The following is a 16031-nucleotide window of genomic DNA, read 5'->3' on the forward strand; positions in this document are numbered from 1 at the left end:
ACCTTCTGCGTGGGTGCCGGTATGGGCGGAGTGTTCAGAGGACATCTTCCAATCGGATCGGCAGCCGATGCATGCGCCGGCCGGTCGCGTGGTGCACGGCGTTGGCGACCGCCGCCGCCACCCCGACCATGCCGACCTCGCCGACCCCCTTCACGCCGAGTGGATTGAACAGCAGGTCGGGCTCGTCGATGAACCCGACCTCGATCTGGTGGATGTCGGCGTTGACCGGGACCGGGTACTCCTCCAGCGTGTTGTTGAGGAATCCGCCGAAGCGGTCGTCCACGTCGCTCTCCTCGCGCAGTGCGGCGCTGATCCCCCACACCACGGCCCCTCGGACCTGGCTGGTCGCGGTGACCGGGCTGGCCACCCGGCCGCAGTCGGCCACGCTGACCACACGCGGCACCCGGATGCGTCGCGTGGTGGGTTCGATCCGCACCTCAACGAAGTGCGCGATCCAGCTGAACGTGACGAACTCGGGGTAGACCGGCCCGGCGTAGGCGAGCAGGCCGTTGTCGAGCTGCTGGAGGATCTGCGGCGTCTGGCCGGGCGCGAGCGTGGTGGCCTCGGCCGTCACCACCGGCTCGCCCGTGCCGCGGACAGCGGCAGGGATGTCCACGTCGCCGGGTTCGGTGTTGTCCAGGGCCTTGCGCAGTTCGCCGATGGCGGCCTGCACGGCGGACAGCGCGGTCGCGGTGCCCCAGGAGCCTGCGGTGAGATGCTGCGGCGCCAGTCGGGTGTCGCCGACCTCCACGATCACCTTGTTCACCGGTATGCCGAGGTCCTGTGCGACGAGCAGCGCGATGGCCGAGCGGATGCCCTGGCCCATCTCGTGCCCGCCGACGGCCACGGTGACGGTGCCGTCCTCCGCCGCCGCGATGTGCGCGATGGCGGGCACCATGCCGCCCGGATAGCAGCCGGCCGCCACCCCCCAGCCGATGATCGAACCGTCCTCGGCGATCATCGATCCCGGCTCCGGATCGCGTTCGTCCCAGCCGAATCTGGCCGCGCCGCGGCGCAGGCACTCGGCCAGGTGCCGGCCGGAGAACGGCAGACCGGTCACCGGGTCTGCCACGGCGTCGTTGGCCAGCCGCAGCTCCACCGGGTCGAGACCGGTCGCGTAGGCGAGTTCGTCCATCGCGGACTCGTACGCGAACATGGACGGGCTCTCCCATGGGGCCCGCATGAAACCGGGAGTCTGCACGTCGGTCCGCACCAGGCGCTGCCGGCCGCGGAACGCGGGCACCGCGTACAGCCGGGACGAGACCGTGGTGATCTCGCACGGGAACAGGTCGTGCCGTGAGGTCTGCTGGTCGACCTCGTGGATCGCGGCGAGCAGCCTTCCGTTCTCATCCGCGCCGAAGCGCACGGTGTGCAGTGAGTTCGGCCGGAAGCTGCCGGTGTGGAAGGTCTGCGGCCTGGGCTGCGCCATCTTGACCGGCCTGCCGAGCCGGCGGGACGCGATGGCGATCGGCCCGATATGCCCGTACAGGGAGTTCTTGTTGCCGAACCCGCCGCCGATGTAGGGCGTGGTGACCTCGACGTCGGCCGGATCCAGGCCGAGCTGCGTGGCCAGGCCGTACCGTGTCGCGTCCGCGTTCTGGGTGCTGTCGTTGACGATGAGTCTGTCGCCGTCCCAGCGTACGACGGTCGTGAACGGTTCCATCGGCACCGGGTGCTGTGGGGGGTGTTCGTAGGTGCCGATGATCCGCACCGGGCTGGCGTCGAACGCCGCGTCCGCGTCGCCGACCTTGATGTCGGCCAGTCCGGGCAGCGGGATCGCCTGCTCCTGCACCACGGTCTCGGCGCCCTCGGCGTCGATCTTCACCGTGAACGGCTCCGGCCGGTACTCGGCCGTGATCAGCTGCGCCGCCTCGGTGGCGGCGACCAGGTTGTCGGCGACGATCAGGGCGATCGGCTGGCCTCGGTAGGCGACGTGGTCGTCGCGTAGCGGCTGCAGGCTCTGCACAGCGTGCCCGCCGGCCATGATGAAGCCGACGTCGCGCAGTTCGTCCGGACCGAACGTGGTCTCCACCAGCAGCACGCCGGGCACGGCGGCGGCGGCCGAGGTGTCGATCCGCACGATGCGGCCCTTGCCGATCCGCGCGGTGGCGAACGCGGCGTAGGCGACGCCCTCGGGTACGCGATCCGCGCTGTAACGAGCCTTGCCGGTGACCTTCTCGTAGGCATCGACGCGACGGGTGTCCGGCGGCGGTGTGGTGGAAGTGTTCGTGACAGTCATAGGGTGGCTCGCTCTCCTGCGATACGCAGCGCGTCGGCGACCGTGCGGATGCCCAGTTCCACGCGGAAGCCGTTGTACCTGCCGGGCCGGGCCGCCGCGAAGGCGACCTCGCCGGCGTGGCGGGCGGTCTGCGGAGTCAGCCGCTGACCGAGCAGGCTCCGTTCGGCCTCGGCGGCCCGCCACGGCCGGGTGGCGACGCCGCCGAGCCCGATCCGGCACTCGTTGACAACGCCGTCGCCGTCGAAGGTCAGTCCGACGGCGGCTGCGGCGAGGGCGAACGCGTAGGACTCGCGGTCACGGATCTTCAGATAGATGGATCCGCGTCCGGCCGGAGTGGCGGGCACGCGGATGCGGACGATGAGTTCGTCCGGGGCGAGCACGTGTTCGCGGGTCGGGTCGTCGCCGGGTTCGACGTGCAGCTCCGCGATCGGCACGCTGCGTTCCCCGGCGGGTCCGACGACGTCCACGACGGCGTCGAACGCGATCAGCGCGACGGGGAGGTCGCCGGCGTAGGTGGCGATGCACGAGTCACTGCCGCCGAACAGGGCGTGGCCACGATCGTGACCGCCGATGGCGGCGCAGCCGCTGCCCGGTTCGCGCTTGTTGCACGGGAATTCCGAACCGCCACGGAAGTAGGCGCAGCGGGTGCGCTGCAACAGGTTCCCACCGAGGGTCGCCATGTTGCGCAGTTGCTGCGACGCGGCGCGCCACAGCGACTCGGACAGGACCGGGTAGCCGGCCTTGACCGCCGGGTGGTCGGCCACGTCGGCCATGCGCGCGCCGGACCCGAGGACCAGCTCCCGCTCGCCGACATGGATGGTGTTCAGCTCGGCGAGCCGGTGCACGTCGATGACCGCAGGGGGTGTCTCGATGTCGAGTTTCATCAGGTCGAACAGGGTGGTGCCGCCAGCGAGGATCTTGGTGCCGGGCCGGGCCGTGCGCAGCGCGTCCAGGGCGTCGTCCACCGTTTCCGGCGCCACGTAGGTGAAGGCGCGCATGACATCACGCCCCGTTCCGTGTCGCGTCCGCGGTCTGTCGCACCGCCGCGACGATGCCCACGTACGCGCCGCAGCGGCAGATGTTGCCGCTGAGGTATTCGCGGATCTCATCGTCGGTCTCGGTGTGGCCCTCGGCGATGCAGGCGATGCCGGACATGATCTGGCCAGGCGTGCAGAAACCGCACTGCAACGCGTCGTTGTCGATGAACGCCTGCTGGAGCAGGTGCGGACGGCCGTCCTCTCCCATGACGCCCTCGATGGTGGTGACGGCCTGACCGGCGACCTGGACAGCGGGCGTCAGGCAGGACAGCACCCGCCGGCCGTCCACGTGCACCGTACAGGCGCCGCAGTGGCCCTGGTCGCAGCCCTTCTTGGTGCCGGTCAGCGCGAGCCGCTCACGCAGCACGTCGAGCAGCGACTCTCTCGGGTCCACCTCGAGAGTGACCTCTCGCCCGTTGACCGTGCAGGCAAACTCCCAGGTGGCGTGCTGTGTGGACATATCGCAACCCCTTCGTAGGTCCCAGCACGAGCGGCGTCAACCGAGGTCGAGCCCGATGACCTCGGGATGACGGCGCTCGCCGGCGGTGCGCTCCGGGGGGCCTAGACCGCGGGTGCGGTGTGAGCGGCGACGGGTGTCATGAACTGTCGCTCCTCGGTCGGGTGGCCCCGGACGATTTCTCCGGTGAGCCAACAGGTTGCTCCGACCGTGCGGCGTTTATCCAGCTCTTCACTTTGCGTACGTTCGGCCAGGCTACCATCGGCAGGGTCAGGCCGACGGGTTCCGGCCCCGATGACCTGGGGCGATACTGAAGGGCATGGCCATCCATGCACTTCGACCCGCACACGGAACTGAGCGAGTTCCTGCGCACCCGGAGGGCCCGTCTGAAGCCGACGCGGAGCACGCTGGTCGGGGAACTCTCCATGAGAAGCGAGGACTTCCGGACGCTCTTCCTCCGACGCCGAACCGGGCTCGGCATGGTAAGTCGCCAGACGTTGTGGGCCGCCCACGCACTGCGTCTGCTGGCGAGCCGGGGCACGGACGCCTCCCGGGACTGGTCGGCTGCCACGCGCGACTGAGTCCGACCCTCGGTCCTTACACCACGACCCACCAGGGATCATTTCGGTCTCACCGTCTTCGTCGCCGAACTTTTCGACCGCCGGCGGCAGGGAAGCACCGGTCCAGCACCTCGATGGCCGCGTGTTCGGGTACGCCGGGCCGCGATGGGCTTCGCCCCCGGCTGCGAGCACGGCTCAGCCCCCGGTCGTGGACCGGGGGCTGAGCCGTGGCTTGAGGGTCAGGGCTGAGGACCGTCGCAGACGAGGTCCTTGGCCGGCAGGGTTCCCTTCGTCAGGAACGCGACGGTGGCCTTGTCGGCGCAGGTCGAGCCGGTGCCGTAGGCGAAGTGGCCGCCGTGGTCGACACCGACGAAGCCGGCGCGGCCACCCAGTGCCTTGCGCATTCCCCGGCCCGCGGCCCACGGTGTGGCGTTGTCGCGGCGGTTCTGCAGGATCAGGACGTTACGCGGACCGTGCGAGGTGACCTTGACCAGCGGCTCGATCGGCTTCTTCGACCAGAACGCGCACGGCGTGATGTTGTTGGGCATGCCGGCGCTCAGCGGGTACTTCGCGCGGGCGGCCGCGGTGGCCTTGGCGTAGGAGTCCACGTCGTGCGACCAGGTGGTGTCCCCGCAGATCATGGCCAGGGCCATGGTGACCTGGTTGTCCGCCGGCACGCCCGGCGTGGCCGGGGTGTCGGCGAGAACCTGCCGGAGCACGGCGACGTTCGCGTCCGCCGGGGCCTTACCGGCGGACAGGTCGGCCGCCGCCTTCCAGAACCGGGTGAGCGGGGCGAGCGTTTCGTTGTGCTGCAACATCTGGTAGGTGACGCCGCGCAGCAGCGCACCGCTGATGGCCACCGGTGTGCCCGGCACCGTGGCCGGTTTCCGGTCGAGACGGTCGGCCAGCGTGAGGAAGGCGTCGGTGACCTCGTCGACGGTGTCGCCCAGCCCGAGGCCGGCGTCGTCCGCCGCGGCGACGCGGGCGGCGTCCGGGAACCGGTCGTTCATGCCCTGGTTCCAGTTGTCCAGCATCTTCGCCCATGCCTTGCTGGGGTCGACGTTGCCCTCCAGCACCATCCGGTCGGTGTTGCGGGGGAACAGCGAGGTGTAGACCGCGCCGAGGTAGGTGCCGAAGGACTGGCCCCAGTAGGAGATCTTCCGCGCGCCGAGCGCCTGGCGGATGCGATCCATGTCGCGCGCTGTGTTCGCGCTGGTGAAGAACCGGAGCGTGTCACCGACCGTGGCGCACTGCTTGGCGACGGTGCGCGCGTTGGTGATGTTGCCCTTGATCGAGCCGCCGGCGCCGGGGTAGGGGAACAGGGTAAGGAGGCCGGCGTCGGGCACACCGCAGCTCATCGGGGTGCTGTGGCCGACGCCGCGTGCGTCGAACCCGATCAGGTCGTAGGAGTCCAGCACTGACTTCGGCAGCGTGAGGGCCATCTGGCCGGGCATGTCCAGGCCCTGCAGTCCCGGGCCGCCCGGGTTGAACAGCAGGTCGCCGCGCTTCTTGCCGTGCTTGGCGGTGGCGATCCTGGAGACCGCGACGATGATGGTCTCTCCGTTGGGGCGGCGGTAGTCCAGAGGCACCTTGACCGTGCCGCAGGTTTGCCTGGGGTCCCGTTTGGCACCCGGCGCGAGTTCCGGACAGTCGCCCCACTTGATCGAGGTCTGGACGTGGCCGGCGGTCGCTTCGGCCCTGGCGCTTTGCGGCTGCACGCCGATCAACGCCCCCGTCACCGCACTCGCGGCCAGGGTGCCGGCGACGACGTTTCGTACGCGGATGGTGCTTCCCATGGTGCTGCTCTCCCAATTCCCGTTGTGCCGCGATCCGGCTTCGTGGTTGACCGTGGTTCCGGCCGCTGGCAAGAAATGTAGGAGTTGCGAGCCCTGTCCCGAATCACCGCGCTGTGGACATTCCGTGTAGCTCGCATGAGGGACAAACGCGGCGACATCGATGATCAGAGATCGCTAGGCTCTGAGCCATGTCGGGGACCTGGGTCAGCGACCGCTCGCGAAGGTTGCGGGACGTGTGGCGCGTCTACGACGCCGCGGTGTGGGATCGGTGGCTGGCCATTGTGTTCACCGGGCTGGCGTTCGTGCCGGCGCTTTCGATCATGAGCGTCCAGTTCGGTGACCTGCCAGGACGCCCGGCCGACGCGTTCACGATCGTCCTGGTCCTGGTACAGACGCTGCCCCTCGTCGTACGTACCCGGTGGCCTGCCGCGTGTCTGGCGATCAACGGCGCGGCTTTCGTGGTCCACGAGACGCTCGGCTATCCGATGCAGTTCGGCACCGTGACGGTATACGTCGCGCTGTACTCGGTGGGCGCGCACCAGGAGCGGTACCGGCGCGTCATCGCCGTCGTGGCGTCGGCCGCGTACGTCGTGCTGTGCGTGGCCATGCTCCTGCTCGGCTCACCGGCTGTGCTGAGCGAGTTCCTGGTGTTCTACCTGCTTTTCGCCGCGTGCTGGGTGGGCGGCGCCTTCGTACGCGGGCAACGGCTCCAGGAGGCTGAGCGACGGCGGCTCGCCGCCGTGGCCGCGACCGCCGCCGAGCGGGCGCGCATCGCGCGGGAGCTGCACGACGTGGTGACCCACCACGTCACCGGCATCGTCGTGCAGGCCGACGCCACGCAGTTCGTGGTCACGTCGCCGGACCGCGTGGTCACGGCACTGTCCACGATCGGCGGCGCCGGCCGCCGAGCCCTGGCCGAACTGCGGTACCTGCTGGACGTGCTGGAGGCGACCGGAGAGTCGGCCACGCCCGTCGTAGGAAGCGTGCGAGATCTGGTCGAACAGACCCGAAGCGGCGGCCAACCGGTCAAACTGGTGGAGGACGGCGACCAGCCCGCGCTCCCGGTCGGCGTAGGACTGGCCGTGTACCGGGTGGTGCAGGAGGGCCTGACGAACGCCGTCAAGTACGCCGAAGGCCGCCCGACCACGGTGCGGGTCGGCTACCGGGACGATCGCGTGGAGGTCGAGGTGACGAACGCCGCCGCCGCGGTTTCCGTCGGAGCCAGAAGCGGCCTCTCCGGCGGCCGCGGCCTGGCCGGACTGCGCGACCGGATAGGCGCGCTGGGCGGCGAGCTGGTCGCGGGCGAGCAACCGGACGGCGGTTTCCGGCTACACGCGTCGATCCCCGTAGGTGCCGAATGACCATCCGCGTCATGATCTGCGAGGACCAGGAGATCGTCCGCACCGGCTACGTGACGGCGTTCGACGCGCAACCGGACATGGCGGTGGTCGGCGTGGCCGCCGACGGCCCGGCCGCGGTCGAGGCGGTCACCGGCCTGAAGCCCGACGTGGTGATCATGGACATCCACATGCCGCTGATGGACGGCATCGAGGTGACGAGGCGCATCGCCGGCCCCGGTGTCGTCGCGCCGCCGAAGGTGCTGGTGGTGACCACGTTCAACGTGGACGAGTACGTCTACGAAGCCCTGCGCGCCGGAGCCAGCGGCTTCCTTTTGAAGGACGCTCCCCTGCTGGAGCTGGTGAACGGCGTCCGCACCGTCGCCCGCGGCGAGTCCCTGCTGTCCCCCACCGTGACCCGCACCCTCATAGGTCGTTTCGCCGACCGCCTCCGCCCGGCGACCTCGACCCCCGCCGAGGATCCGCTGGCCGTCCTGGCCCCCCGCGAACGCGAGGTACTGCGCCTGATCGCGCGTGGCCTGTCCAACGCCGAGATAGCCGCAGAACTGGTAATAAGCTTCGAGACCGTCCGAACCTACGTCTCCCGGATCCTCACCAAACTGGACCTACGCGACCGCGTCCAAGCCGTGGTCTTCGCCTACCGCACAGGCTTCGCCGACCGCCGCTGAAAGTCGGCGAGCCACTCTGGTCGGGACCGGTCCCCGGCCCGGTCGCCCAGGGCCGTCCGCCACGCCGGTCAGCCGCCGAGCGCGGACAGGACGGGGCCCAGGTCCCAGTAGGCGCGCAGCGAGGCGATCCGCCCGTCGCCATCGATCCGGTAGACGAAGACGCCGTCGTAGCCGACGGAGGCGCCGGTGGGGAAACGGACGGAGACCGAGGCCACGACCGCCGCCTCATCCCCCGCGGGGTGCACCGCGGTGGCCTCGAAGCGCGCACCTCGTTGGGGGCGACGGTGAGCTCCCAGAAGCGTTCGAGTGCGGCCCTCCCCCGTAGCCCAGTGGCGTCGGGATCCAGCGGGGAGCCGCCGACCGGGTCGTGGAGCACGGCGTCCGGCGCGTAGCAGGCGAGCCAGGCGTCCCGGTCTCCGACACCGATCGCGCTCATCGCGGTGAGCGCGGCGACGGCCGCCGGGTGGGTGGTGTCCATCGGGTGCCTCCTCGGGAGCCTCTGCTTGACGCGTGTCAAGCTAGAGCTATGCTTGACACATGTCAAGAACGCGATCGGGCATCCTGGAGACCGCCCGGCGGCTCATCACCGAGCAGGGCCCCCAGGTCTCGATGGCTGAGGTGGCCCGCGCGGCGGGGATCTCCCGGCAGGCGGTCTACCTCCACTTCAGCTCCCGGGCGAGCCTGCTGGTGGCCATCGTGCGGAACATGGACGAGCAGAACGGGATCCGCTCGCGCTGCGAGAAGGCGCTGACCGGAGAGGAGCCCGTCGAGGCGTTCCGTGCCTTCCTGCGCATCTGGTTGCGGTACGTGGCGACGATCCACCCGGTGGCCTCGGTGCTGCTGGCCTCCCGCCGCGACGACCCCGACGCCGCCGCGGCCTGGAAGGACCGGATGGGCGAACTCCACGAGGGCTTCCTCGTCGCCGCCCACCGACTGGGAGCCGCCGGGCGGCTGCGGCCCGGCCTGGCTCCGGACGTCGCCGCCGACCTGGCGTGGGCGATGACCTCCATCCCCGTCTGGGAGCAGCTGACGGCCGACCGGGGCAGGAGCGCCGGTGACGTCGAGGAGCACCTGATCGGCGCCGTGACCGCCGCTCTCACCGGCGACCCGACGCCGCAGTCCGGCCGTGGGCCTGCCGGGCCCACTGTGCGTTGACACAATGTCCCGGAGAGCGGGAGGCGCCCGAAGCGCCCCGAACCGGTCAACGGGCCGACGCACTATGGGCGGAATACGCGCGTCATCCCAGCATTCGATCCTCATCGAAGCCGAGTTCCTCTTCTATCTCCAGCTCGAATGCGGCGTGCCATCGGACAACGTCGGGCCATGACGGCGCCGTCATCTCCCGAACGCGGTCGAGCGCCTCCACCGTGCCGATCGCACCCAACGAGAAAATCACCTTCTGGCACAGCCAGTACGCGGGCGCATCCGTCTGCACCGAACGTTCGGCCACTCTGAAGAGGCACGCGACCGCGTCCGTCGCCTGGATATCACCCAGGATGTCGACGAGGTCTTCGTTGTTGAGTCCAGGGACATCCGCATCAAGGATTTCCCGGAGAACCTCGCCGAGCCCTGGTGCCTGGAGAGGGGCAGCGAGATTGGCGAGCCGCTCCACTCTGCGCCAGTCGCGCGCACGAGCTGCTTCCCGGATCCAGGCGGCGATGGATTCCGCCGTCTCGGGATATTCGGCCGCGACAGACTGGGCGTACTGCTTGGTGATGAATCCCGCCGCAAGGGGATTCACCATATCGACCGAGGAATTGCCGTCGCTCGGGATGTTCACCAGTCATCCACCCTTCCAGATCCGACGATCCTCGAATTGAACCCGCCGCGACAGTGGTCCGGATTCCCGCGTAGCGCGTAAGGGCGTCTTCACCACTCTCCCACTGGGAAACAGGCGAGAATCCTCGTCCACGCCCGTCTCCCCCTCCGGCGTACCGGGTTCACCCGTCCGGCCGGACGGAAGCACGAAGGGCCGCCGCCATCCACGCCGAGACCCCTGCGAACTCCTCGCCCGTATCGGGCGGGGTCTCATTGATCACGGCCACCAGGGACAGGTACCTGCCATGAGTCGCGTCGTACCGGGTCGTCTCCTCGCGTTCTTCTCGTTGGAACTGCTCGGCCATGAGGTAGGCCGTGGCCAGTCGTTCACGTGACTCGGCCGTGGCCTGCCTGCCGGCGACCCCGGCGGCCGCGTCCGCCATGCGTACGACCAGCTCCTGTGCCCGTGGAGAGTCCGCCGGCAGCCCGGAACGATACTCCGCCATGATCTCCTCCATGATCGCCGTCCCCGTCCCGTAGATGAAGTCCTGGACCGGCGTGGCGGCCATGTCCCGCCCCGGGAAGGTGGAATAGGTGTCCTGGAGGTAGGAGCGGACCGCATTCCGGAACTCCTCGCCCTGGACCAGATCGGCCAGCTCGATCCAGGCTTCGAGCTGGGTGAGCGTGGGGTCCTCCGGCAGACGCGGCCGCATCGTCCGCAACCGCTCGACGAAGCCGGCCGGCACGTCGAGACCTTCGCCGACCTCGTTCCAGAAGTCGTCGATGAGCCGCTCGCGCTCCTCATCGGGCATCGAGACGAGCTTGCGCATCAGTGCCGCCTGATCGGCCGTGCCGCCTTGCTTGACCAGGGTCCTCAGCACGGCCCGCCTGGCCCGCAGGCCGCGCTCTTGACGCTCGACGATCTCCAGGTGCGCCGCGAGGAGATCGTGCAGCGACGTCTCACCGTCGAGCAGCCGGCGGATGTCGTCCAGGCCGGCGTCCAGGTCCCGGAGGGTGCGGATGAGCTCCAGCCGCGCGATGGCGCGGATGTCGTACAGTCGGTGGCCCGCGTCGGTCACGCGGGTGGGCGCGACGATTTCGGCGTCGGAGTAGTACCGGATGGCACTGACATTCAGACCGGTGCGGCGCGCCACGTCTCCTATTGGATACAGCTCGTTGTCGTCCATACGGCCACTATGAAATCTCAAGCCACTTGAGATTCAAGCCCCTGTCAGGCCGGTCCCCCACGCCCTCCACCCGGTTGCGCACGTTGAGCTCGGTCCGGGGGCCCAGGTGCCGCGCGCAGGTGACGGTCGCCGTAGATCAGCAGGCGGCCCGCTTCCCGTAACCGGGCGGTGATCTTGTTGTGGCGTGCACGCGGTGCTTGCGGGACAGCCCCCGGTCGTTCGGGCCCGGCCCCGTCGGGAAGTAGACCTTCGTGGCGAGAACGTAGTCGTCGCGGCGCGCGAAGAGCTTGGCGAGCAGCCGCCCGGTGATCTCCTCGCCGGCGCCGTCCGAGTACATGTCGGCGGTGTCGAAGAACGTCACACCGGCCTCGACCGCGCGCCGCACGATCGGGCTGTGCTCCAGGTAGCGGATGAGGGCAGGGTCAGGGCACCCGGCTCGGCGGCCAGTCGGGGCGGTCCTCAACCGGCTGCCCGCGAGAGGGGTCGGGCGGCCGCGACGGCCGCGCCCACAGCACCGCGGCGGTCACGAGCGCGGAGAGGATCAGCAGGACGCCCAGCAGGATTTCCAGGAACACGACGATCGGCATGCGGACTCTCCCTCGGCCTCACCTGGACGCATGGCCATGAGGACGAAGGTCTTCCCGCACCCTGCCCGCCGGAGCGCGAGGGCCGTCCCGCCGGGCCTTCCCAGGCGCGAAAGCCGTGATGACGGCTGGAACGTCGGACGGCGGGTACTCCCCTCCGTGCTCCCTCCACTATCGGCTCGCCCTGCACGGGCGTCAAACCCCGGGCTGGAGCCCCACCGGTGTGTCGCCTACTCTGGAAGATCGAGGGGAGTACTTCCCAAGCGCCGGCCCGGTCAATACGGACGAATCCTCGGCCCCGGGCGGCCGCCCCCGGTGGGTGAAGGAGACCTCGGACGACTGTCGCGTTCGAGGAGGTTCGATGCCCGCACCCACCGGCCTGCTGTCGGCTGCCCAGATCGAGACGATCGGCACGGCGCCGCTGTGGACGATCACTGTCGCCGGTCTCGTTTTGCTGCTGGTCCTGGATTTCGTCATGACCCGCCGCCCGCACACGGTCCGCATGCGCGAGGCCGTCGCCTGGTCGGTCTTCTACCTGGCCCTTCCTCTGCTCTTCGGCCTGTACGCGTGGTACGCGTTCGGGGCCGGCGTCGCGGTCGAGTTCTACACCGGGTACGTGGTGGAGAAGTCGCTGTCGGTCGACAACCTCTTCGTGTTCATGCTGCTGCTGTCAGCCTTCGCGGTGCCCCACGAGCTGGCCCAGCGGGTGCTGCTGTACGGGATCGTCGGGGCGCTGGTGCTGCGAGCGATCTTCATCGCGCTCGGCGCGGCCGTGCTGCAGAGCGGCACATGGGCGTTCCTGCTGTTCGGCGGCATCCTCATCGTCACCGCGTGGCGAATCCTGCGCGATGCGATGCGCGGCGAGGAGCAGGAGGTCGACATCTCCTCCATGCGGTCGATCCGGCTACTGCGCCGGTTCATGCCCGTCACCGGCGACTACCACGGCTCCCGCCTGACGGTCCTTGAGGGCGGCCGACGCGCGCTGACGCCGCTGGCACTCGCGATCGTTGCCGTGTTCGCCACCGACATCGTGTTCGCCGTCGACTCCGTCCCCGCCGTGTACGGCGTCACCGAGGACCCGTTCCTCGTCTTCGTCACCAACGCTTTCGCCCTGCTCGGCCTGCGCGCGCTGTACTTCGTGCTGCAGGGCGTCCTGGCCAAGCTGCGCCACCTGAACCACGGGCTCGGCATCATCCTCGGCTTCATCGGGGTCAAGCTCGTCCTGCACTGGGCACACGGCATCTGGCCGGCCGTGCCAGAGATCCCCACGCTGGTCTCGCTCGGCGCCATCGTCGCGACCCTGGCCACGGTCACGATCACCAGCGTGCACGCCAACCAGCGCGACGCCCGCCGCGTCCCCGCCACGCCCCCACGATGATCACGGCCGACACTGTGACGCGCTGATCGACGACTGCTGGTGTGGACGCCGCGCGGGGCCGACGCCTGTCTGCCCCGCGCGGCCCGTGGATGCCCGAAACTCCGCCGTTAGGGCTGACCTGGTGTTCGGAGTCCTGTTCTTACGGGCATGATCGCTCACAGAGGGCGGAGGACACGGCCTATCCCGGTGTGGTCGTCGGCGTGGCCGTGCGGGGCTGTGCCGCGGCGGGTAGCGGGCCGATCCCCGCCGGGATGTCCAGGGCCGGGGGGCGTGACCACGTGCACCCGTGCGGATGAGATGTCGAAGTACAGACCTACCAGCTTCAGCGTCCCGGCATCGACCTGCTCGTTCACCCTGCGGTAGGTCTTCAGGTTGTCGAGCTGCTGCTGGACGTTCAGCCGGCACAGCCTGTCGAGCGCGTCCTCCGGGCGCTCGTCACCGAGCCTGCTCAAACTCGCGTCACCGTGCCGGAGCCAGCGCTGCAACGGGGGCAGGTCGGCCGTGGTCGCGGGGCCGCCGAGCAGGGCGGCCATCGCGCCGCAGCCGGAGTGGCCGCAGACCGTAATGGTGTGGACGTCGAGGACGCGGGTGGCGTACTCGATGGCGGCGGCCACCGAGTCGTCTCCGGGGTCCGCGCCCGCGCACGGCACCAGGTTGCCGACGTTGCGCACGGTGAACAGGTCGCCGGGTCCGCTGGAGGTGATCAGGCTGGGCATGATCCTGGAGTCGGCGCAGGTGATGAACAGGTGAGTGGGCTGCTGCCCGGCGGCCAGCTCGGCGAAGATAGGCCGCACCAGCGGCGCCGTGCGGCGGTGGAACTCATCAGCGCCCTGGGCGAGCCGGCACTCGACGACGGTCGCGGCGGCGTCCTGGTGCCCGCGGTAGGTCCACGGCAGCCACCAGCGTCCGGCCGGCTTGGGCGGGCTCTTGGCCGGGGACATGCGGGCACCGCTGGCGGCCAGCGCGTACCACTCGTCGTGGAGCTCGTCGATGGTGACCGTACCGCCCAGCTGCTCGTGGTCCTGCCGCCAGTTGTGCAGGGCCTCGAAGGCGGCGTTGTCCATGAAATCGATGTTCAGGTCGAGGTCCACGGTGGCTCCGGCCGGGATGGCGCGCAGTTCCTGGGTCAGGCGGGGCACGCCGAGGAAGGTGAGCGAGCCGGAGACCGTGGTGTGCAGGCGTCCGTCGGGCTCCTCGCGCTTGTCGACGGTCACCCGGGTCAGCCGTCTCAGGGCCAGCAGCGCGGCCAGGGCGAGCCCGGCCAGCACGCCCTCGGCCAGGCCGATGAGGATCACGCCGGCCATGGTCACCGCGTAGACGGGGACCTCGTTGTGGCCGTGTACCTTCCTGATGTGGCCGAGGCTGATCGTCCGGATGCCGATGAAGACCAGCAGGGCCGCCAGCGCCTCCATCGGGATGTAGTGGATCGTTCCGCCCAGGAAGAGCGCGAACAGCAGGACCCAGACGCCGTGCAGGACGGCCGACCAGTGGCTGCGCGCGCCCGCGCGGATGTTGGTGGTGCTGCGGACGATCACGCCGGCCACGGGAAGCCCGCCGAGGAAGCCGCTGACCACGTTGGCCACGCCCTGCCCGGACAGCTCGCGGTCCAGGTCGGCGCGGCGGCCGGGGTGCATGCTGTCAGTGGCCACGCAGCACAGCAGCGATTCCGCCCCGGCCAGCAGTGCGATCAGCAGCGCCGCACCGGCGACGTGGTGCCAGTCGCCCTGCGGCAGCTGCGGCGGCGCCCACGCGGTGATCGCGCCGGACAGGTCGATGCGGGTGACGTTCCAGCCGAACACCCATGCGGTGCCGGCGGCCACGAGCAGCGCCGCCAGAGGCGCCGGAACTGCTTTGACGTGCCTGGGCAGCCGGCCCCAGAGCAGCAGGACCGTGACGGTGAGCACGCCGACCATGACTTTGTGGCCGTGCAGGTCGAGGATCTGGCCGGGCAGCTGGGTCAGGTTGGCCAGTGCCGAGTGCTGAGGGCGGCCGCCCAGCACCACGTGCAGCTGGGCGAGCGCGATGATGATGCCGACGCCGGCCAGCATGCCGTGGACGACCGCGGGCGAGACGGCCAGCGCGGCGCGCGCTGCCTTGAACACGCCGAGCAGCACCTGCACGGCCCCGGCCAGGATGGTGATGGCGCAGGTGGCGCGCCAGCCGTAGGTGTGCACCAGGCCGGCGATGACCACGGTCAGGCTCGCCGTCGGACCGCTCACCTGGACGGGCGAGCCGCCCAGCCAACCGGCGACGATGCCGCCCACGGCGGCGGCGACCAGGCCCGCCGCCAGCGGGGCCCCGGCGGCCAGGGCGATGCCCAGCGACAGGGGCACCGCGATGAGGACCACGACCAGCGAAGCCGGCAAGTCATACCTGAGAGTGCTCATAATACTACTCTGAGTAGTTCTTTTCATGTGGCACACCCTAAGGCCCGCTTCGGTATGGGAGTGCGCTGCGGCGTCGCCGGTCGGCAGGGTGGTGGTGGACCGGAGTGATGGCGTAGCGGTGAGTCGTTCAACTCGTGGGAGCTCGAAGGCCGAGGGAGCGGTGTGGCCTGTGCCGATTGTGATGATCGGCGTATCGTCCAGCACGGTGCGAAGGTGCCGTTCGCCGAAGATCGGCAGTCGGTCGGTGCATTCCGTGCGTGCGGTGCGGACCCATCGCTCGCGATGGGTGACGCTTCACTGGCCGACCAGACCCCGGCGATGCTTGAGCGGTACTGCAGAGATGGCGTCCCGAATTGGCGCGAACACGGCGGTCAGACCCGCCGCCGAAGCACCCACGACAACGATTCGAGATGGCAGGTTCACGACGGGGTCAGTGTGATCGCCAGGGCCGGGCAGATGCGGGCGGCCTCCCGGACGTCCTCCTGCAGCCCGGGTTCCGGGCTGTCGTGCAGGAGCACGACGATGCCGTCGGCGTCGCGTTGGTCGAATACCTCAGGTGCGCCGAGTACGCATTGCCCGGAGCCGATGCAGGCGTCTTGGTCGATAGTGATCTTCATGAGTT

Annotated in this window: 14 protein-coding genes and 1 pseudogene; 4 read left to right on the forward strand and 11 right to left on the reverse strand. The window is 69.8% G+C overall.

What is annotated here, in order from left to right:
* Positions 1 to 34 precede the first annotated feature (34 nt).
* From ACTMTF_RS07290 to ACTMTF_RS07305, 4 genes are all read right to left on the reverse strand, one after another.
* The gene (locus ACTMTF_RS07290; protein WP_441109855.1) at positions 35 to 2239 is read right to left on the reverse strand and encodes a xanthine dehydrogenase family protein molybdopterin-binding subunit; all 2205 of its coding nucleotides are present in this window, start codon (positions 2237 to 2239) and stop codon (positions 35 to 37) included.
* Positions 2236 to 3237: an FAD binding domain-containing protein gene (locus tag ACTMTF_RS07295; RefSeq protein WP_441109856.1), complete on the reverse strand. Its 1002-nt coding sequence runs from the start codon at positions 3235 to 3237 to the stop codon at positions 2236 to 2238. The genes ACTMTF_RS07290 and ACTMTF_RS07295 overlap by 4 nt, the downstream gene beginning before the upstream one ends.
* Before the next feature lie 4 nt (positions 3238 to 3241).
* Entirely contained in the window at positions 3242 to 3736 is a 495-nt protein-coding gene (locus ACTMTF_RS07300) for a (2Fe-2S)-binding protein (RefSeq protein ID WP_441109857.1), read from the reverse strand.
* A gap of 796 nt (positions 3737 to 4532) precedes the next feature.
* The gene (locus ACTMTF_RS07305) at positions 4533 to 6089 is read right to left on the reverse strand and encodes an alpha/beta hydrolase (RefSeq protein WP_441109858.1); all 1557 of its coding nucleotides are present in this window, start codon (positions 6087 to 6089) and stop codon (positions 4533 to 4535) included.
* Between the two features lie 188 nt (positions 6090 to 6277).
* Between ACTMTF_RS07305 and ACTMTF_RS07310 the strand changes: the two genes are divergently transcribed.
* Both ACTMTF_RS07310 and ACTMTF_RS07315 read left to right on the forward strand, forming a co-directional pair.
* Entirely contained in the window at positions 6278 to 7450 is a 1173-nt protein-coding gene (locus ACTMTF_RS07310; protein ID WP_441109859.1) for a sensor histidine kinase, read from the forward strand.
* Positions 7447 to 8115, forward strand: coding sequence for a response regulator (locus tag ACTMTF_RS07315; RefSeq protein WP_441109860.1), 669 nt, complete (start codon positions 7447 to 7449; stop codon positions 8113 to 8115). The genes ACTMTF_RS07310 and ACTMTF_RS07315 overlap by 4 nt, the downstream gene beginning before the upstream one ends.
* A 68-nt stretch (positions 8116 to 8183) precedes the next feature.
* Here ACTMTF_RS07315 and ACTMTF_RS07320 read toward each other — a convergent pair.
* Positions 8184 to 8593 (reverse strand): annotated as a pseudogene (locus ACTMTF_RS07320) (nuclear transport factor 2 family protein).
* Between the two features lie 59 nt (positions 8594 to 8652).
* Here ACTMTF_RS07320 and ACTMTF_RS07325 point away from each other — a divergent pair.
* Positions 8653 to 9270 carry a TetR/AcrR family transcriptional regulator gene (locus ACTMTF_RS07325; RefSeq protein WP_441109861.1) on the forward strand — a complete coding sequence of 206 codons (618 nt, stop codon included), beginning with the start codon at positions 8653 to 8655 and terminating at the stop codon, positions 9268 to 9270.
* 82 nt (positions 9271 to 9352) lie between these two features.
* On the opposite strand, the gene ACTMTF_RS07330 is transcribed toward ACTMTF_RS07325, so the two are convergent.
* The 4 genes from ACTMTF_RS07330 to ACTMTF_RS07345 form a co-directional block, all read right to left on the reverse strand.
* Positions 9353 to 9895, reverse strand: a complete 543-nt coding sequence (locus ACTMTF_RS07330) for a hypothetical protein (protein ID WP_441109862.1) — start codon at positions 9893 to 9895, stop codon at positions 9353 to 9355.
* A 160-nt stretch (positions 9896 to 10055) separates the two neighbouring features.
* Positions 10056 to 11060 (reverse strand): MerR family transcriptional regulator, encoded by a 1005-nt coding sequence (locus ACTMTF_RS07335; RefSeq protein ID WP_441109863.1) that lies wholly within the window; start codon positions 11058 to 11060, stop codon positions 10056 to 10058.
* 136 nt (positions 11061 to 11196) lie between these two features.
* Positions 11197 to 11445 (reverse strand): aldo/keto reductase, encoded by a 249-nt coding sequence (locus ACTMTF_RS07340; protein ID WP_441109864.1) that lies wholly within the window; start codon positions 11443 to 11445, stop codon positions 11197 to 11199.
* 37 nt (positions 11446 to 11482) lie between these two features.
* Positions 11483 to 11647, reverse strand: coding sequence for a hypothetical protein (locus tag ACTMTF_RS07345; RefSeq protein WP_441109865.1), 165 nt, complete (start codon positions 11645 to 11647; stop codon positions 11483 to 11485).
* A gap of 358 nt (positions 11648 to 12005) precedes the next feature.
* Between ACTMTF_RS07345 and ACTMTF_RS07350 the strand changes: the two genes are divergently transcribed.
* A complete protein-coding gene (locus ACTMTF_RS07350) occupies positions 12006 to 13022 on the forward strand; it encodes a TerC/Alx family metal homeostasis membrane protein (RefSeq protein WP_441109866.1) in 1017 nt (338 codons plus the stop codon).
* Between the two features lie 155 nt (positions 13023 to 13177).
* Here ACTMTF_RS07350 and ACTMTF_RS07355 read toward each other — a convergent pair whose 3' ends face one another.
* Together ACTMTF_RS07355 and ACTMTF_RS07360 are read right to left on the reverse strand one after the other, a co-directional pair.
* Positions 13178 to 15409 carry a SulP family inorganic anion transporter gene (locus ACTMTF_RS07355; RefSeq protein ID WP_441109867.1) on the reverse strand — a complete coding sequence of 744 codons (2232 nt, stop codon included), beginning with the start codon at positions 15407 to 15409 and terminating at the stop codon, positions 13178 to 13180.
* 419 nt (positions 15410 to 15828) lie between these two features.
* Positions 15829 to 16026: a ferredoxin gene (locus tag ACTMTF_RS07360; protein ID WP_441109868.1), complete on the reverse strand. Its 198-nt coding sequence runs from the start codon at positions 16024 to 16026 to the stop codon at positions 15829 to 15831.
* Between the last annotated feature and the right edge of the window lie 5 nt (positions 16027 to 16031).

It is taken from the genome of Nonomuraea sp. ZG12, from assembly GCF_052068115.1.
Classification (GTDB): Bacteria; Actinomycetota; Actinomycetes; order Streptosporangiales; family Streptosporangiaceae; genus Nonomuraea.